The 23,432-nt window shown below is 73.2% G+C and carries 19 protein-coding genes and 1 riboswitch; of the genes, 3 read left to right on the top strand and 16 right to left on the bottom strand.

Annotated elements, in window-relative coordinates; translation table 11 throughout:
- Positions 1 to 18 precede the first annotated feature (18 nt).
- Together ACGFW6_RS33605 and ACGFW6_RS33600 are read left to right on the top strand one after the other, a co-directional pair.
- Positions 19 to 1,110, top strand: coding sequence for an amidohydrolase family protein (locus ACGFW6_RS33605; protein ID WP_393518508.1), 1,092 nt, complete (start codon positions 19 to 21; stop codon positions 1,108 to 1,110).
- A gap of 255 nt (positions 1,111 to 1,365) precedes the next feature.
- The gene (locus tag ACGFW6_RS33600; RefSeq protein WP_393518505.1) at positions 1,366 to 2,274 is read left to right on the top strand and encodes an SCO1860 family LAETG-anchored protein; all 909 of its coding nucleotides are present in this window, start codon (positions 1,366 to 1,368) and stop codon (positions 2,272 to 2,274) included.
- 34 nt (positions 2,275 to 2,308) lie between these two features.
- Here ACGFW6_RS33600 and cobC read toward each other — a convergent pair whose 3' ends face one another.
- The 16 genes from cobC to ACGFW6_RS33520 form a co-directional block, all read right to left on the bottom strand.
- Entirely contained in the window at positions 2,309 to 3,370 is a 1,062-nt protein-coding gene (cobC, locus tag ACGFW6_RS33595; RefSeq protein WP_393518502.1) for an Rv2231c family pyridoxal phosphate-dependent protein CobC, read from the bottom strand.
- Entirely contained in the window at positions 3,360 to 4,292 is a 933-nt protein-coding gene (locus tag ACGFW6_RS33590; RefSeq protein WP_393518499.1) for a sirohydrochlorin chelatase, read from the bottom strand. Before ACGFW6_RS33590 ends, cobC begins: the two co-directional genes overlap by 11 nt.
- Entirely contained in the window at positions 4,289 to 4,879 is a 591-nt protein-coding gene (locus ACGFW6_RS33585) for a precorrin-8X methylmutase (RefSeq protein ID WP_393518496.1), read from the bottom strand. Before ACGFW6_RS33585 ends, ACGFW6_RS33590 begins: the two co-directional genes overlap by 4 nt.
- Positions 4,876 to 6,576, bottom strand: a complete 1,701-nt coding sequence (gene cobJ / locus ACGFW6_RS33580) for a precorrin-3B C(17)-methyltransferase (protein ID WP_393518493.1) — start codon at positions 6,574 to 6,576, stop codon at positions 4,876 to 4,878. Before cobJ ends, ACGFW6_RS33585 begins: the two co-directional genes overlap by 4 nt.
- Positions 6,573 to 7,811 (bottom strand): precorrin-6y C5,15-methyltransferase (decarboxylating) subunit CbiE, encoded by a 1,239-nt coding sequence (gene cbiE / locus ACGFW6_RS33575; RefSeq protein ID WP_393518490.1) that lies wholly within the window; start codon positions 7,809 to 7,811, stop codon positions 6,573 to 6,575. The genes cobJ and cbiE overlap by 4 nt, the downstream gene beginning before the upstream one ends.
- Positions 7,808 to 8,626 carry a precorrin-4 C(11)-methyltransferase gene (gene cobM, locus ACGFW6_RS33570; RefSeq protein ID WP_393518488.1) on the bottom strand — a complete coding sequence of 273 codons (819 nt, stop codon included), beginning with the start codon at positions 8,624 to 8,626 and terminating at the stop codon, positions 7,808 to 7,810. Before cobM ends, cbiE begins: the two co-directional genes overlap by 4 nt.
- Positions 8,627 to 8,688: 62 nt before the next feature.
- Complete coding sequence (cobI, locus tag ACGFW6_RS33565) at positions 8,689 to 9,420, bottom strand: precorrin-2 C(20)-methyltransferase (RefSeq protein WP_393518485.1); 732 nt, start codon at positions 9,418 to 9,420, stop codon at positions 8,689 to 8,691.
- Positions 9,417 to 10,916 carry a cobyrinate a,c-diamide synthase gene (locus tag ACGFW6_RS33560; RefSeq protein WP_393518482.1) on the bottom strand — a complete coding sequence of 500 codons (1,500 nt, stop codon included), beginning with the start codon at positions 10,914 to 10,916 and terminating at the stop codon, positions 9,417 to 9,419. Before ACGFW6_RS33560 ends, cobI begins: the two co-directional genes overlap by 4 nt.
- On the bottom strand, positions 10,916 to 11,524 hold the full coding sequence (cobO, locus tag ACGFW6_RS33555) for a cob(I)yrinic acid a,c-diamide adenosyltransferase (RefSeq protein ID WP_393518479.1): 609 nt from the start codon (positions 11,522 to 11,524) through the stop codon (positions 10,916 to 10,918). Before cobO ends, ACGFW6_RS33560 begins: the two co-directional genes overlap by 1 nt.
- Positions 11,524 to 13,533, bottom strand: coding sequence for a putative cobaltochelatase (locus ACGFW6_RS33550; RefSeq protein ID WP_393518476.1), 2,010 nt, complete (start codon positions 13,531 to 13,533; stop codon positions 11,524 to 11,526). The genes cobO and ACGFW6_RS33550 overlap by 1 nt, the downstream gene beginning before the upstream one ends.
- Complete coding sequence (gene cobN, locus ACGFW6_RS33545) at positions 13,530 to 17,186, bottom strand: cobaltochelatase subunit CobN (protein WP_393518473.1); 3,657 nt, start codon at positions 17,184 to 17,186, stop codon at positions 13,530 to 13,532. Before cobN ends, ACGFW6_RS33550 begins: the two co-directional genes overlap by 4 nt.
- A complete protein-coding gene (locus ACGFW6_RS33540; protein ID WP_393518470.1) occupies positions 17,183 to 18,694 on the bottom strand; it encodes a cobyric acid synthase in 1,512 nt (503 codons plus the stop codon). Before ACGFW6_RS33540 ends, cobN begins: the two co-directional genes overlap by 4 nt.
- Entirely contained in the window at positions 18,691 to 19,632 is a 942-nt protein-coding gene (locus ACGFW6_RS33535; protein ID WP_393518467.1) for a cobalamin biosynthesis protein, read from the bottom strand. Before ACGFW6_RS33535 ends, ACGFW6_RS33540 begins: the two co-directional genes overlap by 4 nt.
- A gap of 100 nt (positions 19,633 to 19,732) precedes the next feature.
- A riboswitch (cobalamin riboswitch) is annotated at positions 19,733 to 19,875 on the bottom strand.
- Between the two features lie 200 nt (positions 19,876 to 20,075).
- Complete coding sequence (locus ACGFW6_RS33530) at positions 20,076 to 20,297, bottom strand: hypothetical protein (RefSeq protein ID WP_393518465.1); 222 nt, start codon at positions 20,295 to 20,297, stop codon at positions 20,076 to 20,078.
- Positions 20,298 to 20,333: 36 nt separating this feature from the next.
- Complete coding sequence (locus ACGFW6_RS33525; RefSeq protein WP_393518462.1) at positions 20,334 to 21,566, bottom strand: anion permease; 1,233 nt, start codon at positions 21,564 to 21,566, stop codon at positions 20,334 to 20,336.
- 153 nt (positions 21,567 to 21,719) lie between these two features.
- Positions 21,720 to 22,466 (bottom strand): lysozyme, encoded by a 747-nt coding sequence (locus ACGFW6_RS33520; RefSeq protein WP_393518459.1) that lies wholly within the window; start codon positions 22,464 to 22,466, stop codon positions 21,720 to 21,722.
- A gap of 208 nt (positions 22,467 to 22,674) precedes the next feature.
- On the opposite strand from ACGFW6_RS33520, the gene ACGFW6_RS33515 reads away from it, so the two are divergent.
- On the top strand, positions 22,675 to 23,432 hold a 758-nt coding region (locus tag ACGFW6_RS33515; protein ID WP_393518456.1), incomplete at its 3' end, for a class II aldolase/adducin family protein.

Here is a 23,432-nt window from a genome sequence, read left to right as displayed (position 1 = left end):
CTCACTAAGGTGCAGGGCATGAGCGAACGCGCGGTGCTGCACGTGAAGGGCCGGGTCCTCGTCGGTGCGGACGACGTCCGGGACGAGCTGTGGGTCGTCGACGGCCGGATCTCCTACGACCGTCCCGTCGGCGCCCGCGACATCCGGACCGTCGAGGGCTGGACCCTGCCCGGCCTCGTCGACGCGCACTGCCACGTCGGCCTCGGCGCGCACGGCCCGGTCGAGGACGACGTCGCCGAGAAGCAGGCGCTGACCGACCGCGAGGCCGGCACCCTGCTGATCCGCGACGCCGGCTCACCCTCCGACACCCGCTGGGTCGACGACCGCGACGACCTGCCGAAGATCATCAGGGCGGGCCGGCACATCGCCCGCACCCGCCGCTACATCCGCGGCTACGCCCACGAGATCGAGCCGGAGGACCTGGTCGCCTACGTCGCCCAGGAGGCCCGGCGCGGCGACGGCTGGGTCAAGCTGGTCGGCGACTGGATCGACCGCGACCTCGGTGACCTCGCGCCCACCTGGCCGCGCGACGCGGTCGAGGCGGGCATCGCTGAGGCCCACCGGCTGGGTGCCCGGGTCACCGCGCACTGCTTCGCCGAGAGCTCCCTGAGGGACCTGGTCGAGGCGGGCATCAACTGCATCGAGCACGCGACGGGCCTGACGGACGACCTGATCCCGCTGTTCGCCGAGCGTGGGGTGGCCATCGTCCCCACCCTGGTCAACATCGCGACCTTCCCGAACCTGGCCGACGGCGGTCAGTCCAAGTACCCGCGCTGGTCCGACCACATGCGCCGGCTGTACGACCGCCGCTACGACACGGTCCGCGCCGCCCACGACGCCGGGATCCCCGTCTTCGTCGGCACCGACGCCGGCGGCACCCTGCCGCACGGGCTCGTGGCGGCCGAGGTGGCGGAGCTGGTCACCGCCGGTATCCCCGCGGTGGAGGCCCTCGCCGCGACGACCTGGGGGGCTCGGGCCTGGCTCGGCCGGCCGGGCCTTGAGGAGGGCGCGGCCGCGGACCTCGTGGTGTACGAGAGCGACCCCCGCGCGGACGTCCGCGTCCTTGCGGCACCCCGGCGGATCGTGCTCAACGGACGGGTCGTCGGCTAGCCACCCGTTCACTCAGCGTGACAAGCGTCGGCCCGCGTTGTTGCGCAGCCTCCCTGGCGTGCGCCGATGCCGCCACACGCGCGCTCGCACAGGAGGGGGTACGGCGGCGACTTCGAGGAACATCCGTGCCCGGGAATTCGAAAAGGTTCACGGGAAAGTCACGTTGGAGTGAAGTAGCGCCGGAATGCTGACTGTTCACTCTCAGTGCGCAATTCTTGCCGGGTCCCGAGCAAGTCTCCTCTGGGGGTCCCCACCTTGAACGGCAAGAACTTCCGCCTGCCCGCACGCCGTCTCGCCACTGTCGCGACGGCCACCGCCCTGACCGCGGCCCCCGTGGTCATGGGCGTCGCGGGCCCCGCGCACGCGACCGGCGACGAGGGTCGCGCGAGCGCCGTCGTGCTCCGTACGGGGCTCGACGTCTCCCTGCTCAACAAGACCGTGAACGTCCCGCTCGCGGTCTCCCTGAACGAGGTCCAGGCGCCGCGGAGCGCCGAGAAGGCCACCCTGACGGCCGAGTTGAACGGCGTCGACGGCGGCCGGCCCTTCAGCGTCCTGAACGCCGAGGTCGCCCAGTCCAGGGCGACCGTCGAGGACGGCAGGGCCGAGGGGTACGCCAACCTCGCCCACGCCAAGGTCCACGTCCCCGGTCTGCCGCTGCTGTCGCTCATCGAGGTCGGCCAGGTCACCTCCAAGGCGACCTGCGAGGCCGGCAAGGAGCCGACCGCCTCCTCCAACCTGCTCGGCGACGTCACCGTGCTGGGCAAGGAGGTCACGCTGACCGCCGGCGGCACCACGAACGTCGAGGTGCCCGGCGTCGGCGAGGTGCGGCTCGACTACTCCAGGACGGAGCAGACCACGCGCACCGCAGCCGCGACCGCGCTCGAACTCAAGGTCTCCGTCAACCCGCTGAAGCTGAACGTCGCCGAGGTCGAGGGCACCCTGACCCTGGCGAAGGCGACCTGCGAGACCCCGGCCGAGCCCGAGCAGCAGGCCGAGCCGAGCACGGAACCGGCCGGGGACGTGAAGCCCCAGGGCGAGCCCGCCGACGAGGGCCTCGCCGAGACCGGCGGCAACTCCATGACGCCGTACATCGCGGGCGGCGCGGTGGCTCTGCTCCTCGCGGGCGGCGGCGCGGTGGCCTTCGCCCGACGCGGCCGCAACTGACCGCGAGCGGCGGGGAAGTGGACGGCGCGCCGGCTCAGCGCGCCGTCGACGTCAGCGCACGCTCCAGCGCCCGCAGGAACCCGCTGACCGTCCCCCGGTCCCGCACGGCCAGCCGCAGCCACTCCTCGTCGAGCCCGGGGAAGGTGTCCCCGCGCCGGACCGCGTACCCGAGGTCGCGCAGGCGCCGGCGCACCGCGGCCGCTCCCGGCAGCCGTACGAGGACGAAGGGCCCCTCGGCCGGTTCGACGACCCGCAGTCCCACGGGTGCGAACCCGGCCAGGCCCGTGACGAGATGGGCCCGGTCGGCGGCGATGCGGTGGGCCGCGTGGGCCGCCTCCGCCAGCGCCCGCGACGACACACAGGCCTCGGCGGCGGCCAGCGCCGGTGTGGACACCGGCCACAGGGGCTGGGCGCGTTCCAGGTCGGCGACCGTCTCCGGGGCGGCCAGGACGTAGCCGATCCGCAGCCCGGCCAGGCCCCAGGTCTTGGTCAGGCTGCGCAGCACCACCAGACCCGGTACGTCCCTGCGCCCGGCGAGCGCCTCCCGCTCGCCCGGCACCGCGTCCATGAACGCCTCGTCCACCACCAACGTCCGCCCGGGACGGGCGAGTTCGGCGACGGTCGCGGCCGGATGCAGGACCGACGTCGGGTTGGTCGGGTTGCCGATCACGACCAGGTCGGCGTCCTCGGGGACGGCCGCCGGATCCAGCCGGAACCCGTCCTCCGCCCGCAGCAGCACCCGGTCGACGGTGTGCCCGGCATCCCGCAGCGCCGCCTCCGGCTCCGTGAACTGCGGATGCACGACGACCGGCCGGCGCACCTTCAGGGCACGGGCCAGCAGCACGAACGCCTCCGCCGCCCCGGCGGTCAGCAGCACCCGCTCCGTCGGCAGCCCGTGCCGCGCCGCCACCGCCGCCCGCGCGGCCCGCCCGTCCGGGTAGGCCGCGAGCGAGCCCAGCGACCCCGCGACGCGCTCACGCAGCCACGCGGGCGGCGTGTCCGCGCGGACGTTCACGGCGAGGTCGACGAGCGCCGAGCCGTCGTCGCGGACCTCGGCGTCGCCGTGATGACGCAGGTCGTGCGCCTCAGTGGGCATGGGTGTGGGCGCCGTGGTGGTGATGACCGTGCCCGTGGTGGTGGTCGTCGTCGTCCGGGTGGAAGTGCGGCTGCTGCGGCATGCCGACCTTGTCCTCGAAGCCGGGCAGCGCGATGCGGTAGACGCACGAGTCGCAGTTCATCCGCAGGTCGCCCTTCACCGCCTCCTCGTAGCGCTCCATCACCAGGTCGAGCAGCTCCGGCTCCGGGCCGATGACGTCCGCCGAGCGCACGTCGATCTCCGGGTGGGCGGCCGCCCAGCCCTCCGTCTGGTGGCGCACCCGGTCCGGCAGGATGCCGGTGAACAGGAAGTAGGGCAGCACGACGATCTTCCGCGCGCCGAGCCGCACGCACCGGTCGAGTCCGCTCGGCACGTCCGGCGCCGCCAGCGACACGAACGCCGTCTCCACGCCCGCGTAACCGCGTCCCTCCCACAGCAGCCGCGCCGCCTTGTGCACCTCGGCGTTGGCGTCCGGGTCGGTCGAGCCGCGTCCCACCAGCAGTACGGTGACGTCGGCCCGGTCGCCGGGCGTGCGGCCGCCCTCGGCGCCGAGGGCCTCGTCCAGCCGTCGCTCCAGCACCGACAGCAGCGACGGGTGCGGGCCCAGCGGGCGGCCGTAGGTGTAGGAGATCCCGGGGTGGCGCTCCTTCTCGCGGGACAGCGCGGCCGGGATGTCGCCCTTGGCGTGCCCGGCCGACACCAGCATCAGCGGTACCGCGGCGAACCGCCGCACACCCCGCTCGACCAGTTCGGTGACGGCCTCGCCCAGCGGCGGCGGGGACAGCTCGATGAAGCCGCCCGCGACGGGCAGTTCGGGGTGGCGGCGGCCCAGCTCCCGGACGAAGTCGCGGAACGCCTCGGCTCCGGCGTCGTCCCGGGTGCCATGACCGGCGATGAGCAGGGCGGGCGGCGGGGTGGTCACGATTTCTCCTCGGAGTGCGAAACGGGGTGGTACAGCAGGGCGTTGAGCGCGGCGGAGGCCACGGCCGAGCCGCCCTTCTCGGACACGTTGCTCACGGCGGGCAGTCCGCTCTCGCGCAACGCGGCCTTGGACTCGACCGCGCCGACGAAGCCGACCGGCAGGCCGATGACGAGCGCGGGGGAGACACCGAGGGCCAGCAGCTCCTCCAGGGCGGTCGGCGCGTTGCCGATCACCCAGAGCGCCCCGGGACCGACCTGCTCGAACGCGAGCCGGATCGCGTGCGCCGAACGGGTCAGCCCCGGACCGGCCACGGCGTCCCGGAGCCGGCAGACCGTCTCCCGGCGGGTGATCCCGGCGGCCACCATCTCGACGTCGGTGACCACCGGCGCCCCGGCGTGCAGTGCCGCGTGCGCCTTCTCCAAGTCGCCCTCGTCCATGACGAGATCGGTCGCGTAGTCGAGGTCGGCGGCGGAGTGGATGACCCGCTCCACCACCGCCCGGGTCAGCGGCGGGAAGTGCGAGGTGTCCAGGCGGGCGCGCAGCCGCCGGTAGGACTCCTCCTCGATCGGATGGACGACGCGGTTCACTGCGCTCCCTCCCGTGATGCCTGCCAGCGGTAGCCGCGCGGCGTCACCATGCGCCCCGCGATGTCCCGGGTCGCCGTGTTGCCCACGGTCACGACCGTCATCATGTCGACCGTCGCCGGGTCGAGGGCGCCCAGTGTCGTGACCCGACTGGACTCGTCCGGCCGCGACGCGTTCCGTACGACACCGACCGGCGTCGTCGGCTTCCGGTGCTCGGCGAGGATCGCGAGGGCCTTGGGCAGCTGCCAGTCACGGCCCCGGGAGCGGGGGTTGTAGAAGGTGACCACGATGTCCGCCTCGGCCGCCGCCCGCACCCGCCGCTCGATGACCTCCCACGGCGTGTGCAGGTCGGACAGGCTGATCGACACATGGTCGTGGCCCAGCGGGGCGCCGAGGATCGCGGCGGCGGCGAGCGCGGCCGTCACCCCCGGTACGCCGATCACGTCGATGTCGTCGGACGCCTCCGCGAGCGCGGGGGAGGCCATGGCGTACACGCCCGCGTCCCCGCTGCCGATCAGCGCGACGGCCCGCCCCTCGCGGGCCTCCTCGACCGCCGTGCGGGCCCGTTCCTCCTCGGCGCCGAGCCCCGACTCCAGGATCCGGGTGCCGGGGCGCAGCAGATCGCGGATCTGGTCGACGTACTGGTCGAGCCCGACCAGCACCGACGCCCGCCGCAACTCCGCCTTCGCACGCGGGGTCAGCAGATCACGGGCACCGGGCCCGAGCCCGACGACCGCGAGCCGTCCGCGCCCGGGCCGGCGTACGACGGCACAGGTCGCCATCGCCGGGCGCCCGTCGGCACGTTCGGACTTCCGCTTCGGTACGAGGAGTTCACCGCCGGCCACGAGCGCGGCCGCCTCGGCGACCGAGGGGGTGCCCACGGCGGCCAGCGGCGCTTCGGAGGGGTTGGGGACCTCCACCGCGGCCAGTTCGTCGGCGGAGTGGGTGACCAGGGGGACCCCGAGGCGCTCGGCGGCCTCGACGATCCCCGGCTCGGCGGCCTTGGCATCGACGGTGGCGAGCTCGGCCAGGGACGCGCGGGAGAGGCCGGCGTCCCGCAGCGCGCTCTCCACCAGCCCGAGCACCTCGTCGGCCGGCGCGCCCCTGGACGCGCCGACGCCGACGACGAGCGACGGCGGACGCAGCACGACCTCGCGCTCGACGGGCTCCACCAGCCGGTCCGTCACACGGATCGTGTACGCGCCCTCGGCGCCGGCCCGCAACGGCGGCAGCGGCCAGGCCACCTCGGCCCGCAGGGCCACCGGCTCCCCGTCGAGCAGCGCCCGCGAGACCCCGGCGACATCGCCCTCGGACGGCAGCCCGAGGGTGTCCAGACCGGGCACCCCCACGGCATCGGTCGCCGTCGTCACGACCGGCTCGGCGCCCAGCAACTCGCCGACCTCGCAGGCGAGTTCATTGGCGCCGCCGCCGTGCCCGCCGACCAGCGACACGGCGAACCGCCCGCCCTCGTCGACGCACACCACACCCGGGTCGGTGGCCTTGTCGCCCAGCAGCGGGGCGACCAGCCGGACGACCGCGCCGGTCGCCAGGAAACACACGAGCTGCTCGCACTCCGCGAACGCCCGCCGCACGGCGTCCCCGACGGGCCCGTCGTACACGCGCACCCGGTCCGGCCACGCCGCGGCCAGCCGGTCCCGCGCCGCCGCCCCCGCCGCGGTGGCGGAAATGAGGCCGATCACTGAGCAACTCCCTCACGGTCCAGGGGCTTTCTGACACCCCACAACAGGAACACCGGGTTCGTCGACGCGAGCCGCGTCACATCACCCGGCAGCGGCGCGAGCCGCGAGGAGTGCAGCAGCACCCCGTCGCAGTCGAACCCGGCACCGGCCAGCGCCTCGCGGGCGGCCGGCACCCGGTCCAGCGCCGCCATCGCGACGACGACGGCACGCCGGGCGCGCCGCGCGCACGCGGTGACGATGGCCGGCAGGTCACGCCCTCCGCCGCCGATGAACACGGCGTCCGGATCGTCCAGGACGGACAGGACGGTGGGCGCCGCCCCGTGCACGACATGGACGTCGACGCCGTGCGCGACGGCGTTGGCGCGGATGCGCTCGACCCCGTCCCGGGTCTTCTCGACCGCGGTGACGGCCGCGCCGAGCCGCGCGCACTCCACCGCCACCGACCCGGAGCCCGCACCGACGTCCCACACGAGTTCGCCGAGCCGCGGCCCGAGGCGGGCCAGCGCGAGCGCCCTCACCTCGAACTTGGTGATCATCGAGTCGCGGTGCGCGAACCCGTCCTCGTCCAGCGCCCACCCGGTCGGCCCGGCGCCCGCCCCGGCGACCGTACGCACACCGCCCAGCGCACGCGTCGGGTCCAGGCACAGCACCACACTCACCGACGTGCCCCAGTCACGGGCGGCCGCCTCGACAGGCGTCACCCGCTCCACGCGCTCGTCCTCGGAACCCAGCGCCGAGGCGACGACCAGCACGCGGGCGTCGGCCCTGCGGGCGAGCGCGGCGCCCAGTTCGGCCGGCCCGGAACCCGGACCGGTCAGCACGGCCACCTTCGGACGCGCCCGGCAGACGTTCACGGCCGTGCGCAGCTCCCGCCCGTGCGCGCTGACGACGACCGCGTCGTCCCAGGGCAGCCCGATCCGGGCGAACGCGGCGGCGACGGAGGACACCCCCGGCAGCACCCGCAGCCGCTCCGCGCCGAACCGCTCCGCCAGCGCCCGCACGATCCCGAAGAACCCCGGGTCGCCGGAGGCCAGCACGACCACGCGCCGGTCCTTCTCGACGTACTCCGCGACGGTGTCGAGCGCCGGGGCCAGCGCCCCGAGCACGATCCGCTCCACGTCGTCGGGCAGACCGGCGGCGTCCAGATGCCGCCGCCCGCCGACGACCAGTTCGGCCCCCGCGACGACGCCGGCGGGCAGCGGCTCGCCCGTCCCCGTGCCGACGACGATGATCACGTGCCGGCTCCCCGCTCGCGCAGGGCCTTGCGCGCCTCGGGGTCCGCCTTGCGGTACCCGTGGAAGTGACCGGGGTGGTACAGGTGCGAGCGCGTGCCGTGGGCGTCCAGGGCCGGGCCGACCAGGAACAGCGTGTGCTTCCAGAGCTTGTGCTCCTTGACCGTCTCCTCCAGCGTCCCGATCGTGCACCGCACCACCAGCTCCTCCGGCCAGGTCGCCTGGTAGGCGACGACGACCGGCGTGGACGTCGGATAGCCGCCCTCCAGCAGCTCCCGCACGAGCTGCCCGCTGCGGGCGGCCGACAGGAAGATCGCCATCGTCGTGCCGTGCTTGGCGAACTCCCGCACCTCCTCGCCGGGCGGCATCGGCGTCTTGCCGCCGCCGAGCCGGGTGAGCACCACGGACTGGGCGACCTCCGGGATCGTCAGCTCCCGCTGGGCGAGCGCGGCGACGGCGGAGAAGGCGGAGACGCCCGGCACGATCTCGGTGGCGATGCCGATCGAGGCACACCGGTCGAGCTGCTCCTGCGTGCCGCCCCACAGCGCCGGGTCGCCCGAGTGGATCCGGGCGACCTTGAGGTTCTCGGCCCACGCCCGCTCGTACACGCCGACCACGTCCTCCAGGGACATGGTCGCCGAGTCGAGGATCTCGGCGCCCTCGCGCGCGTGCTGGAGAACTTCCGCCTGGACCAGGCTGGCCGCCCAGATCACGATGTCGGCCTCGGCGATCGCGCGCGCGGCACGGAACGTCAGCAGGTCGGCGGCGCCGGGGCCGGCACCGACGAAGGTCACTTTGCCGGCGGGGGCATCGGCCATGGGGATCGGTCCTCTCCTACAGGTACGGGGGTTGCGGGGGGTGGTGCGTGCGGGGAGCGGTGTCAGAGCTTGCCGCCCCGGCCGCCGTCGCGCCGGGCGGGCGCGATGAGGGTCGAGAGATAGGGCAGCGGGGAGTCGTCGAGGTCGGCGGCCGGCCGGATCGACTGCTCCGCGAGACCCAGCGCCGACCCCCACACCGCGTCGTCGAGCCGCCCGGTCTCCCGCAGCACCTCGGCGACCTCGGCCGCCTGCCGCCCGAACTTGTAGGCGACGACGGTGCCGGGCCCGGCGAGCGCGTCCTTCAGCACCGCCGATCCGGCGGTGACGGGCACCAGCGTCAGCGGCTCCGTCCCCTCCGTGAGGACCGCGCCGGAACGCGCCGCGAGGTCCTGCATGGCGGTGATGCCGGGCACGGTCTCCACGACGGTGCCGGGCACCAGCTCGGCGATGGTCTGGGCGAGATACGTGAACGTCGAGTACACGTTGGGGTCGCCGATGGTCGCGAAGGCGACGGACCGGTGCTCCTTCAGCAGCCCGGCGACCCGCTCGCCCGCCGCGTCCCAGGCGGCTTCGCGCCGCGCCCGGTCGGTGCGCTCGTTCAGCGCGAACACGACCCGTACGACCTTCTCCTCGGGCACGTAGTGCAGCACGGTCGCCTCGGCCCGCCCCCGCTCCCCGCTGTCCATGACGGGTACGACGACGACATCGGCGGCACGCAGCGCGTTGACGCCCTTCACGGTCACCAGCTCCGGATCACCGGGACCGACCCCGACTCCGATCAACCTGCTGCTCATGACGTCCGGCACCTCTCCACGAACCGACGGGCGACACCGGGCCGCGCGGCCCAGTGCGTGTGCAGATAACTCGCGTGCACGCCCTGCTGTACGAAACCCTCGACCCGGCGCCGAGGAGACCTGACCCCCCAGGCGGGCGCCGCCCCCGAGCCGGGCTCGACGACCGTCCGATGAAACTCGTGCGCCCGCATCCGCGTCCCCGCGACCGCGAGCGAGCTGTCGCCGACGGCCACGGCGTCCCGGTACCCGAGCGTGAGCCGCTCGCTCATCCGCGCGCTCGCGTCGAGCACCCCGCACATGGGCAGCCCGTCCAGCTCACGGCACAGATACAGCAGCCCCGCGCACTCGGCGGCCACCGGAGCGCCGCTCTGCGCGAGCGCGGCGACCGCCTTGCGCAGCGGCTCGTTGGCGGACAGCTCCGCCGCGTACACCTCGGGAAAGCCGCCCCCGATGACCAACCCGGCCGTCCCATCGGGCAGTTGCTCGTCCCGAAGAGGATCGAAGGCCACGACCTCGGCGCCGGCGGCGGTGAGCAACTCGGCCTGCTCGGCATAGGAGAAGGTGAAGGCGGAGCCACCGGCAACGGCGACGCGCACACGCCGCTGCCCATCACCCAGCCCGTCCCGCGTACCACCCAGCCCGTCCCGCGTACCACCCAGCCCGTCCGGCGTCTGAGGACGAGGCCCTTCGGGCCGAAAGCGGGGGTCCGGGGGCGCGGCCCCCGGGGTCGGGACGGGAAGGGGCGGCGGGGGCGAGGAAGCCAGGACCTCAGCGGCATCCCAAGCCGCACACGCCAACGCACCCGCACTCCGCGCCAGCTCCAGCAACGCCTCGATGTCGCACCCGTCGGAGACCTGCGCCCCCATCGCCGCCACCGCGTCCACCGCCTCCGCCCGCCGCTCGGCGACCGGCACCAACCCCAGATGCCGCGACGGCGTGTCCACCTGCGCGGCCCGCCGCAGCACCCCCAGCACCGGCACCCCGGCCGAGTCCAGGGCCTCCCGCAGCAGTTCCTCGTGCCGGTCCGACGCGACCTTGTTCAGGATCACGCCCCCGACCCGCACCTGCGGATCCCAGGAGGCGAACCCGTGCACCAGCGCCGCCACGGACCGCGACTGCGACGAGGCGTCCACGACGAGCACGACCGGCGCCCGCAGCAGCTTCGCCACATGGGCCGTGGACGCCAGCTCACCCTCCCCGGCGGCCCCGTCGTACAGCCCCATCACACCCTCGACGACGGCGATGTCACACCCGCGCGCCCCGTGCAGGAACAACGGCCCGACCAGCTCCGGCCCGCACAGGTACGCGTCGAGATTCCGCCCCACCCGCCCGCTCGCGAGCATGTGGTACCCGGGGTCGATGTAGTCCGGTCCGACCTTGTGCGGGGACACGGCGAGCCCCCGCGCGGCGAACGCGGCCATCAACCCCGTGGCGACGGTGGTCTTGCCGCTGCCGGAGGACGGCGCGGCGATGACCAGCCGAGGGACGGAAGGCATCACCACTCGATGCCTCTCTGGCCCTTCTGGCCCGCGTCCATCGGGTGCTTGACCTTCGACATGTCGGTCACCAGATCGGCGAACCCGACCAGCTTCTCCGGCGCGTTCCGCCCGGTGATCACGACATGCTGGGTCCCCGGCCGGTCGCGCAGCACGTCGACGACCTCGTCGGTGTCGATCCAGCCCCAGTGCATCGGGTACGCGAACTCGTCCAGCACGTACAGCTTGTACGTCTCGGCGGCCAGGTCCCGCTTGACCTGCTCCCAGCCCTCCCGGGCCTTCTCCTCGTTGGTCGAGTTGTCACCCTGGATGTCCCGCTGGACCCAGGACCAGCCCTCGCCCATCTTGTGCCAGTCGACGGTGCCGCCCTCGCCGGAGGCGCCGAGCACCCGCAGGGCGTTCTCCTCGCCGACCTTCCACTTCGCGGACTTGACGAACTGGAACACCCCGATGGGCCACCCCTGGTTCCAGGCGCGCAGGGCGAGCCCGAACGCCGCGGTCGACTTGCCCTTCCCGATGCCGGTGTGCACGACCACCAGCGGCCGATTACGCCGCTGACGCGTCGTCAGACCGTCCTCCGGCACCACACTCGGCTGCCCCTGCGGCATTACGCGGCCCTCCTCTTCGTCCCACCCTGAACATCCCTGACCAGCCCGGCGATCGAGTCCGCCCGCAACTCGTCCAGCGTCACCGCCGTACCGCCCAGCTCACCCGCGAGCTGCCCCGCGAGCCCCAGCCGCACCGGCCCCGACTCGCAGTCCACGACGACGGAGGCGACCTGGTCGGCCGCGAACAGCCGGGCCGCGCGCCCCGCGAGCGCCACCGGCTCCGGGCCGCCCGTGGCCCGGCCGTCGGTCACCAGGACCACCAGCGCCCGCCGCGCCGGGTCCCGCAGCCGCTCGACCCGCAGCACCTCGTGCGCCCTCAGCAGCCCCGCCGCGAGCGGCGTACGCCCGCCGGTCGGGAGCGACTCCAGCCGGGCCGCGGCCGCGTCCACGGACGAGGTCGGCGGCAGCGCCACATCGGCGGCCGACCCCCGGAACGTCACCAGGCCCACCTTGTCCCGCCGCTGATACGCGTCCAGCAGCAGCGACAGCACGGCGCCCTTCACCGCGCCCATCCGCTGCCGCGCGGCCATCGACCCGGAGGCGTCCACCACGAACAGCACGAGATTCCCCTCGCGCCCCTCGCGCACGGCCTGCCGCAGATCGTCCCGGCGCACCACGAGGCCGCGCCCCGACCGTCCCCGGGCCCGCTGATGCGGCGCCGCCGCCTGCACGGTGGCCGCCAGGTGCAGCTTCGTCAGCGTCCCCCGGGGCCGTCGGGCCCCCGTGGTCCGCCCGTGCTCGGTCCGCGCCCGCGAACGCCGCCCGGCGGCACCGCCCTCACCGACACCCGGCACGCTCAGCGCCTTCGTACGAAAGGGTTCGGAGGCCCGTGCGGGAGTCTGCTCCCCGGCCCCCGAGCCCTGCGGCTCGCCGTCCTCACCGGCCTCGGGACGCGCGGCCGTGTCACCGCCCCGGGGTCCGTCGTCGGACGGCGGCGGCTGCCCGCCACCCCCACCGGGCCCGTCGGGGTCGGGATCCTCGTCGCCCCCACCGTCACCGGAGAACTCCTCCAGCGTCTCGTCGAGCTTGTCCTCGTCGAGTCCCGGCGCGTCGAAGGGGTTGCGGCGCCTGCGGTGCGGCAGCGCCAGCAGCGCCGCCTGCCGGACGTCCTCGGCGAGCACATCGGTCCGCCCGGCCCACGCGGCCAGCGCGGTGGCCGTACGCGCCATCACGATGTCGGCCCGCATGCCGTCCACCTCGAACGCGGCACAGGTCGCCGCGATCTGCCGCAGCGCCCCGTCCCCCAGCCGCACCGACGGCAGCAACTCCCGTGCGGCGACGATGCGTCGACGTACGGCACGCTCCTCATCGGCCCACCGGGCCGCGAAGGCACCCGGGTCGTCGTCGTACGCGAGACGCCGCCGCACGACCTCCACCCGCTGGTCGGGCTCGCGCGAGGCGGCGACCTCGACGGTCAGCCCGAACCGGTCGAGCAACTGCGGCCGCAGCTCGCCCTCCTCGGGGTTCATGGTCCCGACGAGGAGGAAACGCGCGGCGTGCCGGACCGAGACGCCCTCGCGTTCGACGTACGACGCGCCCATCGCCGCCGCGTCGAGCAGCAGGTCGACCAGGTGGTCGTGGAGGAGGTTGACCTCGTCGACGTACAGGATGCCGCGGTGGGCGTCGGCGAGGAGGCCCGGTTCGAACGCCTTGACGCCCTCGGCGAGCGCGCGCTCGATGTCCAGGGCGCCGACGAGCCGGTCCTCGGAGGCGCCGACGGGCAGTTCGACCATGCGGGCGGGCCGTCGCGTGCCCGCGCCCGCCTCGTCGTGCGGCCCGTCCGGGCACGCCGGGTCGGGGGCGCCCGGGTCGCAGGAGAAGCGGCAGCCGGGGACGACGGGGACCTCGGGCATCAGCGCCGACAGTGCGCGTACGGCCGTCGACTTGGCGGTGCCCTTCTCGCCGCGCACCAGCACACCGCCGACCGCCGGCGACACGGCGTTCAGCAGCAGCGCGAGCCGCAGGTCGTCCTGGCCGACAACGGCCGTAAAGGGGAAGGGGGTGGTCACTTCTCGTCGCCCTCCAAGTCGCCTTCCAGCTCCAGGTACGTGGCGCGCAGCCGCTCCAGCGTGTCGGCGTCCGGCTCGGCCCACAGCCCGCGGTCCGCGGCCTCCAGGAGCCGCTCGGTGATGCCGCGCAGCGCCCACGGGTTGGACTTCTTCATGAAGTCACGGTTCTCGGCGTCGAAGACGTACTCCGCGCTGAGCTTCTCGTACATCCAGTCGTCGACCACGCCCGCGGTGGCGTCGTAGCCGAACAGGTAGTCCACGGTCGCCGCCATCTCGAAGGCGCCCTTGTAGCCGTGCCGCCGCATGGCCGCCATCCAGCGCGGGTTGACCACGCGGGCCCGGAAGACACGGTGGGTCTCCTCGCCGAGCGTCCGCGTCTTCACCTGGTCGGGAGTGGCGCTGTCGCCCACGTACGCCTCGGGGTTGGCGCCCGTCAGGTGCCGCACCATGGCGACCATGCCGCCGTGGTACTGGAAGTAGTCGTCGGCGTCCACGAGGTCGTGCTCGCGGGTGTCGACGTTCTTCGCGGCGACGTTGATCCGCTTGAACGCGGTCTCCATGTCGCCGCGCGCCGCCCGCCCGTCGAGCCCGCGCCCGTAGGCGTAGCCGCCCCAGACGGCGTACACCTCGGCCAGGTCGGCGTCCGAGCGCCAGTTGCGGGCGTCGATCAGCGGCAGCAGACCGGCCCCGTACGCGCCCGGCTTGGAGCCGAAGATACGGGCCGTGGCCCTGCGCCGGTCGCCGTGCTCGGCGGTGTCCTCGTCGGCGTGCGCCTTCACGAAGTTGCGGTCGGCGGGCTCGTCCAGCTCGGCGACCTTGCGGACGGCGTCGTCGATCAGACCGACGACGTGCGGGAACGCGTCCCGGAAGAAGCCGGAGATACGGACGGTGACGTCGATGCGCGGCCGCCCGAGCTCCTCCAGACCGATGATCTCGAACCCGGTCACGCGGCGCGAGGCGTCGTCCCACACCGGACGGCAGCCCAGCAGCGCCAGGATCTCGGCGATGTCGTCGCCCTGGGTGCGCATGGCCGAGGTGCCCCACACCGTCAGGCCGACGGACTTCGGGTACTCGCCCGTGTCCTGCAGGTAGCGCTGCACCAGCGAGTCGGCGAGCGACTGCCCGACCTCCCAGCTCAGCCTGGACGGAATGGCCTTGGGGTCGACGGAGTAGAAGTTCCGGCCCGTCGGCAGCACATTGACCAGACCGCGCGTCGGCGAACCGGACGGACCCGCCGGGACGTAACCGCCGTCGAGCGCCTTGAGGATGTGGCCGATCTCGTCGGTGGTCCGGGCGAGCCGCGGAACGACCTCGTTGCAGGCGAACTCCAGCACGGCCACGGCCTCGGGGAGTTCGGTGCCGAGGACGTCACGCACCAGGACGGGGGCCTCGGACACCGTCCAGCCGTTGGATTCCATCCCCTCCGCGACCCGCCGGCACAGCTGCTCCAGCAGGTCGATCGCGTCGGCGGCCGTACGGGAGGGGCCCTCGACCAGGTCGCTCAGCTCGACCGGAACCTTCACCGGAGCACCCGGCTCGGCGAGCAGCTCCTTCTCCACCAGGCCGAAGTGCTCGGCCAGCGAAGCCCGCAGCCCCGGCAGGGCGTTCGCCTGCCCGCCCCACACCTGCGAGGCACGCAGCACCGCGAGGACCAGGTTCACGCGCGGCTCGCCGACCGGGCCGCCGCCCAGGATGTGCAGGCCGTCACGGATCTGCACGTCCTTGATCTCGCACAGATAGCCGTCGATGTGCATGACGAACTCGTCGAAGTCGTCGTCGCCCGGCTGCTCGTCGACATGCAGGTCGTGGTGGAGCTCGGCCGCCTTGACCAGCGTCCAGATCTGGGCCCGCACGGCAGGCGCCTTCGTCGGGTCCAGGTCCGAGACGAGCGCGTACTCGTCGAGCAGCTGCTCCAGCTTGGCCAGGTCGCCGTAGGTGTCCGCGCGGGCCATCGGCGGCACGAGGTGGTCGACGACGGTGGCGTGACCGCGGCGCTTGGCCTGGGTGCCCTCGCCGGGGTCGTTGACGATGAACGGGTAGATCAGCGGCAGGTCCCCGAGGACCGCGTCCGGGGCGCAGCCGCCGCTCAGCCCGAGGCCCTTGCCCGGCAGCCACTCCATCGTGCCGTGCTTGCCCATGTGCACGACCGCGTCGGCGCCGAACGAGTTCTCCAGCCACCGGTACGCCGCCATGTAGTGGTGCGACGGCGGCATGTCCGGGTCGTGGTAGATCGCGATGGGGTTCTCGCCGAAGCCGCGCGGCGGCTGGATCATCACGACGACGTTCCCGAACTGCAGGGACGCCAGCACGATGTCGTCCCCGTCGACGTACAGCGAGCCCGGCGGCTCGCCCCACGCCTCGGTCATCGCGTCCTTGAGTTCCGGGTCGAGCTTGTCGAACCACGACCGGTAGTCGGCGAGCGGTACCCGCGCGGGCGCCGACGCCAGCTGGTCCTCGGTCAGCCACTCGACGTCGTGTCCGCCCGCCTCGATGAGCCGGTGGATCAACTCGTCGCCGTTGTCCGGGTACTCGGTCACCCCGTACCCGGCCTGCTTGAGCGCGTCCAGGACCCGCACCGCGGAGGCGGGCGTGTCCAGGCCGACCGCGTTGCCGACGCGCGAGTGCTTGGTCGGGTAGGCGGTGAAGACGAGCGCGAGCTTCTTGTCGGCGTTCGGCTTGTGCCGCAACCGGGCGTGCCGTACGGCGATCCCGGCGACCCGTCCGGCCCGCTCGGGGTCGGCCACGTACACGGGCACGTCGTCCGGGCCCTGCTCCTTGAAGGAGAACGGGACGGTGATCAGCCGGCCGTCGAACTCCGGGATCGCGACCTGCATCGCCGCGTCCATCGGGGAGAGCGCGGCGTCGGACTCCTCCCAGGCGCTCTTCGACGACGTCAGGCACAGCCCCTGCAGCACGGGGACGTTCAGCTCGGCCAGCCTGCCGATGTCCCATGCCTCCTCGTCACCGCCCGCCGACGCCTGCGAGGCATGCGTGCCCCCGGCCGCGAGGACGGTGGCGACGAGGGCGTCGGCCTTCCCGAGGAGCTCGTACAGCTCGGGATCCGCGCCGCGCAGCGAACCGCAGTACACCGGCAGCGCGTTGGCGCCCCGAGCCTCGATCGCGTCGCACAGGGTGTCCACGAACGCGGTGTTGCCGCTCAGTTCATGGGCCCGGTAGAAGAGCACGCCCACGGTCGGACGGCCCTCCTGGAACGGACGGTCGCCATGGACGCCGTACTCCGGCATCTTCTGCGGCTCGTCGAACCCCTCGCCCGTCAGCAGCACGGTGTCGGACAGGAACCGGGCGAGCTCGGTGAGGTTGGCGGGGCCGCCCTCGACGAGGTACTTCAGCGCCTCGGCGACCACACCGGCCGGGACGGACGACTCGGCCATCAGCTCCGCGTCCGGCACGGCCTCGCCGCCCAGCAGCACGGTCGGCACACCGGACGCCTTCAGCTTCGCGAGCCCGTCCTCCCAGGCCCGCTTGCCGCCCAGCAGCCGCACGACGGCGAGGTCCGCGCCGTCGAGCAGCGCGGGCAGCTCGGTCTCGACGTCCACGCGGGTCGGGTTGCCGATCCGGTAGTCGGCACCGGAGGCGGCCCTGGCCGCCAGCAGATCCGTGTCGGCGGTCGACAACAACAACACTGTGCTCATGCGGGCGCTCCCGGTGGAATGAAAGGCAGTCCTTGCGGCGCGCCGGACTCGATGAGCCGCCACAGCGCGTCCGTGTCCGCGTGCTGTTCGATCAGATCGCCGAGCCGGTCGAGCTGCTCCTCGCGCAGCGCGGCGAACGAGGTGTCCGGCGCCGGCACGAACCGGCGGCCCGCGGCGGCCGCCACCTCGCGCAGGAACGCCCGTCGGAAACCGTCCGACTCCAGCGAGCCGTGCCAGTGCGTGCCCCAGGTCTGACCGACCCGGCAGCCGTCCAGGAAGGGTTCGCCCCCGGTCACCTCGGCGACCCCGTGATGGATCTCGTACCCCTCGACCCGCTCCCCGAGGGCCTCGCCGACCGGCCGGGTGAGGGTCTTCTCCCGGGCGAACCGCACCCGGACGGGCAGGACGCCGAGCCCCTCGACCCGGCCGCGCCGGCTCTCGACGTCGTCCTCGATGTGCTCGCCGAGGACCTGGAAGCCACCGCAGACGCCGAGGATCGGCCGCCCTTCGGCGGCCCTGCGGACGAGGGCGTCCGCGAGCCCCCGCTCCCGCAGCCACTCCAGTGCCCGGACCGTCCCCCGGGTCCCGGGGACGATGACGAGATCCGCGTCGGCCAGCTCCTCCGGGCGGTCCACGAACCGCACGACGACGCCCGGTTCGGCGGCCAGCGCGTCGACGTCCGTGAAGTTGGACATCAGCGGCACGGCACACACCGCGACCCGCAGCACGTCCTCGCCGACGGGGGAGGAGACCTGGGACTCCCGGACGGCTCCGCGCAGCGACACCCGCAGCCCGTCCTCCTCGTCGATGCCGAGCCCGTGCCGGAAGGGCAGGACGCCGTAGGTGTGCCGCCCGGTGAGGTCGTGCAGCATGTCGAGGCCCGGTTCGAGGAGCGAGACGTCGCCGCGGAACTTGTTGACGAGGAACCCGGCGATCAGCTCCTGGTCCTGACGGGACAGCAGGGCGACGGTCCCGAAGAAGGAGGCGAAGACGCCGCCGCGGTCGATGTCGCCGACGACGAGCACCGGGAGCCCGGCATTGCGGGCGATGCCCATGTTGACGATGTCGGTCCGCCGCAGATTGATCTCGGCCGGAGAGCCGGCCCCCTCACAGATCACCGCGTCATACGTGCCCCGCAACTCGGCGAGGCACTCCAGCACCGTCCCCAGCAACTGCTGCTGCCGTCCGCCGTGGTACCCGCGCGCACTCAGCTCGCCCACCGGCCTGCCCAGCAGCACGACCTGGCTGCTCTGCTCGCCGCCCGGCTTGAGCAGCACGGGGTTCATCAGCGCGGTCGGCTCGACGCGGCACGCCTGGGCCTGCATGGCCTGAGCGCGCCCGATCTCGGCGCCCTCGCGCGTCACGAACGAGTTCAGGGACATGTTCTGCGCCTTGAACGGCGCGACCTTCACCCCCTGCCGCACCAGCCACCGGCAGATCCCGGCGGTGACGACGCTCTTGCCGGCGTCGGAGGTGGTGCCGGCGACAAGAAGGCCACCGCCCGTCATGAGGTACGCCCCTTCGTGATACGGCGCGCGGCGACACACACGCCGAGCGCCAGCCAACCGACGCGCCTGGACAGCCGTACGGCGCGTTCGACGTCGTGGGTGCCCACGGCCCGTCCGTTCCCGTTGAGCACGGGACGGTGCTCGACCCGGCCGCCGTAGGAGAGGGTCCCGCCGAGCCGTACCCCGAGGGCTCCCGCGAACGACGCCTCCACAGGACCGGCGTTGGGGCTCGGGTGCGCGTCGGCGTCGGCACGCCAGGCCCGCACCGCCCCGCGGGGATCGCCGCCGGCGACGGTGGCGAGTACGGCCGTCAGGCGCGCCCCGGGCCAGCCGGCGAGGTCGTCGAGCCGGGCCGAAGCCCAGCCGTAGCGCCGGTACTTGGGTGATTTGTGCCCGACCATCGCGTCGAGCGTGTTCACGGCCCGGAAGCCGAGCAGTCCGGGGACACCGCCGACGGCACCCCACACCAGGGCCCCCACGACCGCGTCGGAGGTGTTCTCGGCGACGGACTCGACGACCGCCCGCGCGATCCCGTCCGCGTCCAGCGCCTGCGGATCCCGCCCGCACAGGTGCGGTAGCCGCGCCCGCGCCGCCTCGACGTCCCCTGCCTCCAGGGCACGTCCGATGGCCCGGGCCTCCCGGGCGAGCGAGGTGCCTCCGACGACGGCCCAGGTGGCGGCGCCGGTCAGCGCGAGCGAGGCGGCCGGGGAGGTACGGACGGCGCGGGCGGCGAGGGCACCCAGCGCCACGGCGCCACCGGCGCACACGACGGTGTGCACCGCGCCGCGTGCGCGGTCGTCGCGCCACAACACCCGTTCCACGGCGGCCGCGGCCCGTCCGAACGCGGCGACCGGATGCCCCCGGCGGGGGTCGCCGAGCAGCAGATCACCGAGGAGCCCGGCGGCGGCGCCGTACGCGAAGACGCGATCGGCTCGCATCGGGGTCAGCCGACCGTGAGGTCAGACGTGGGTCTGGTACTGCGTGTCGATCGGCAGGCGAGCATCGCGTTGTGTCCTCACTCAGGGTGTCCGCGCCCTGGTTCGACGAGACCGACGGCGAGAGTTCCTGGCTCCCGGGGATTGCTACCCCGGTGACAGTGGCGGGACCGCGCCGGATTCTCACCGGCTTCCTCTTCTGCCGTCGTACTTGGCCCCGGCAGTCCACCACGGGGTTCCGAGAGGCGTCAACTTGCCGTTGACCTGCGACGGGAGAGTGTGCGAAGGCCCACACGACGGCGAGGTGCGGGACGGTCGTCCGTCCCGCACCTCGGGTGTTTCGCGTGTGGTGGGTCAGGCCACGAAGGGCCTGTGGGTCAGGCCACGAAGGGCCTGTGGGTCAGGCCACGAAGGGCCTGTGGGTCAGGCCACGAAGGGCCTGTGGGTCAGGCCACGATCAGAGAGATCCCGTAGGCCACGGCGGCCGCGCAGGCCGCGAAGCAGGCGTAGGCGCCGGTGACCGCGAGCGCGGCCGAGTCGCCCTGGGCCACGGCCCGTTCGCGGCGCGACAGACCCGCGACGCCGAGGGTGAACAGGCCCACCAGGGCCACGGTGACCACGAGACTGACGCCGAAGACGGAGCCGAGAGCCGCCCAGTCGATCTTCATGCTTCTACTTTCCTGTTAGCCGGGTTGCGGGGCGGGTCAGACGGTGGCCTGCGAGGGCGCGGGCTCGGAGGACGGGGCCGGGATCGTGGCCGTGAGGTCCTCGGCCGGCGTGCCCGCCGGGGGCGGGGTCACGGCGGCCATGGCGGTGGTGACCACGCCGGGCGCCTCGTCGGTCGCGTTGACGTTCGTGTGGTCGACGACCTCGCGGCGGGAGATCTTCCAGATCGCGGCGCTGGAGCCGACCAGGAAGACGGCGACCACGGCCGTGCCCCAGGTGCCGAAGCCCGTCACGTACTCGGCGAGCGCGCCGACCAGGGCGGCGGCCGGCAGGGTCAGGCCCCAGGCGACGAACATGCGGGTGGCCGTCGACCAGCGGACGACGCCGCCCTTGCGGCCGAGGCCGGCACCCATCACCGAGCCGGAGACGGAGTGCGTGGTGGAGAGGGAGAAGCCGAGGTGGGAGGAGGCCAGGATGACGGTGGCCGCGCTGGTCTGGGCGGCGAAGCCCTGCTGCGGCTGAAGGTCGGTCAGGCCCTTGCCCATGGTGCGGATGATGCGCCAGCCGCCGAGGTAGGTGCCGAGCGCGATGGCCAGGCCCGCGGAGAGGATGACCCACATGGGCGGGTCGGAGTCGGGGGCGACGGCACCGCCGGCGACCAGGGCGAGGGTGATGATGCCCATGGTCTTCTGCGCGTCGTTGGTGCCGTGGGCGAGGGAGACCAGGCCGGCGGAGGCGATCTGGCCGGTGCGGTAGCCCTTGGCGGCGGCCTTGCCGTCGGCCTTCTTGCCGAGGGTGTAGGTCAGGCGGGTGGCCAGCAGCGCGGCGATGCCCGCGACCAGCGGGGCGGCGATCGCCGGGATCAGCACCTTGGTGACGAGCGCGTCGCCGTGGACGGCGCCGACGCCGGCGGAGGCGATGGTCGCGCCGATCAGACCGCCCATCAGGGCGTGCGAGGAACTGCTGGGCAGGCCCACCAGCCACGTGAGCAGGTTCCAGAGGATCGCGCCGACCAACGCGGCGAAGATGACCTCGGGGCGGATGCCGGTCTCGTCGACGAGACCTTTGGAGATCGTGTTGGCGACCTCCACGGAGAGGAAGGCGCCGACAAGGTTCAGCACGGCGGACATGGCCACCGCGACCTTGGGCTTGAGCGCACCGGTCGAGATGGTGGTGGCCATCGCGTTGGCGGTGTCGTGGAAACCGTTCGTGAAATCGAACGCGAGTGCGGTTACCACCACAATCGCGAGGATCAGCGAGAAGTTTTCCATTTACCCAGGCAATCGTTCGAGGTCATTGGCTGGATGAACGTAGGTAACCTGGGTGAACGAGAGATGAACTGGGGTGGGCCGCATGGTGTCCGGGAAGGCCGGATGAGGCAACCTCGGTCCGGCCGGTCGCCTCGCGGCCCGGGCGCCGCCGGGCTAGTAGCCCCGGGCGAACTTCCTCAGCTGGGTCATGGACCCGTTGAAGAGATTTTGGTCACCCGGCAGGCTGCCGGCGTTGTCGTACTGCCAGAAGGTCCAGAACTGCCATCCGCCCGGCATCGAACCGGCCGTCGAGGAGTTGTAGCGGGCTATCCACAGGGCGTGGTTCGAGGCGAAGGCGCGGCTGGTGCCGGTGCAGGTGTTCCACCAGTGGGTCGTGGTGTAGATCACCGGACGGCGGCCGGTCAGCCGCTTCACCTCGTTGCTGAAGGACTGGATCCAGTTGACCATCTTCGCCTTGCTCAGCCCGTAGCACTTCTGCCTGCCGTACGGGTTGTACTCGATGTCCAGGGCGGGCGGCAGAGTCCAGCCGTCCGACCGCCAGGCGCCGCCGTTGCGGACGAAGAACGCGGCCTGCGTCCTGCCCGACGACTTGTTCGGCAGCGCGAAGTGGTAGGCGCCGCGGACCAGGCCCGCGCTGCGTGAGCCGTTGTACTGCTGGCTGAAGTACGGGTTGCGGTAGGTGTGGGACTCGGTCGCCTTGACGTAGACGAACCTGGCGCCCTTCGCCTTCGAGTTCTGCCAGTCGACGTTCTTCTGGTGGGAAGAGACGTCGTGCCCCTTGGGCTTGCTCGCGGCCGCCGCCGGGATCTCGGCGAGGGCGGTTCCGCTGAGGGTGAGGGCCGCCACGGATATCGCCATGAGGCGGGAGCGGTGACGGGACGGTTTGTGATCACGGGCCATATTTCCCCCCGGAATGGCGACGTGTGCGACAAATCTCCCAGAGGCTACTGGAAGATCGTTGAAAGTCGATCGATCTCAGGCCAAGACGGGGGCGGGGGTGGTGTATCGCCGTGTGCGCCCTGCCGGAGGCCGGGGTTCCCCCTTAAAGTGCGCCGGTTCGGCGGCGACTTGACGCCGTGTCGACGGGGTGGCTGGCAGGATCGGCCGCATGGTCGAGGAGCGGCGGGATCAGCGGGACGGGCGGGGTGCGCGGGCTGCGCGGGAAGGCGCACAGGGAGTGGGGGAGGCGTGGGGCAGGAGTGTGCGCCCTGAGGAGGCGGAGGCGTGGGAGGACCTTGTCGCGACGGCGCGGCGGACGGTCTCCGAAGGGCTCGTCGTCGGTACGTCGGGCAATGTCTCGGTGCGGGTCGGGGAGACGGTGCTGGTCACGCCGTCGGGGGTGCCCTACGACCGGCTGTCGCCGGAGGATGTGACGGGGGTCGACCTGGAGGGGAACCGGGTGCTGGGGGCGTTGGTGCCGACCAGTGAGCTGCCGATGCATCTGGCGATCTACCGCGCCACGGACGCGGGTGCCGTCGTCCACACGCATGCGGTCCATGCGACGGCGGTCTCGACGCTGGTGCCGGAGCTTCCGCTGATCCACTACATGGCCGCCGCCCTGGGGGGTCCGGTGCGGGTCGCCCCATATGCGACGTATGGCACCGCGGAGTTGGCCGAGAACATGCTGCAGGCGCTGGGCGGCCGGACCGCCTGCCTGCTGCAGAACCACGGCACGATCGCCTTCGGCGCGACGCTGGACCAGGCGTACGACCGCACCGCCCAGCTGGAGTGGATGTGCCGCGTCTGGCTCACCCCGAACGTCTACCTCGGCAACCCGAGCGCCGCCCTCGGCCTCGACCACGCCGACGTCGACATCCCCGGTGAACTCGGCTCCCTGCCCCCCTGGTTCGTCCCCGGCGCCCGGGA

It is taken from the genome of Streptomyces sp. Y7, assembly GCF_043195415.1.
Lineage (GTDB): Bacteria > Actinomycetota > Actinomycetes > Streptomycetales > Streptomycetaceae > Streptomyces.
This window is presented reverse-complemented; position numbering and strand designations above follow the sequence as displayed.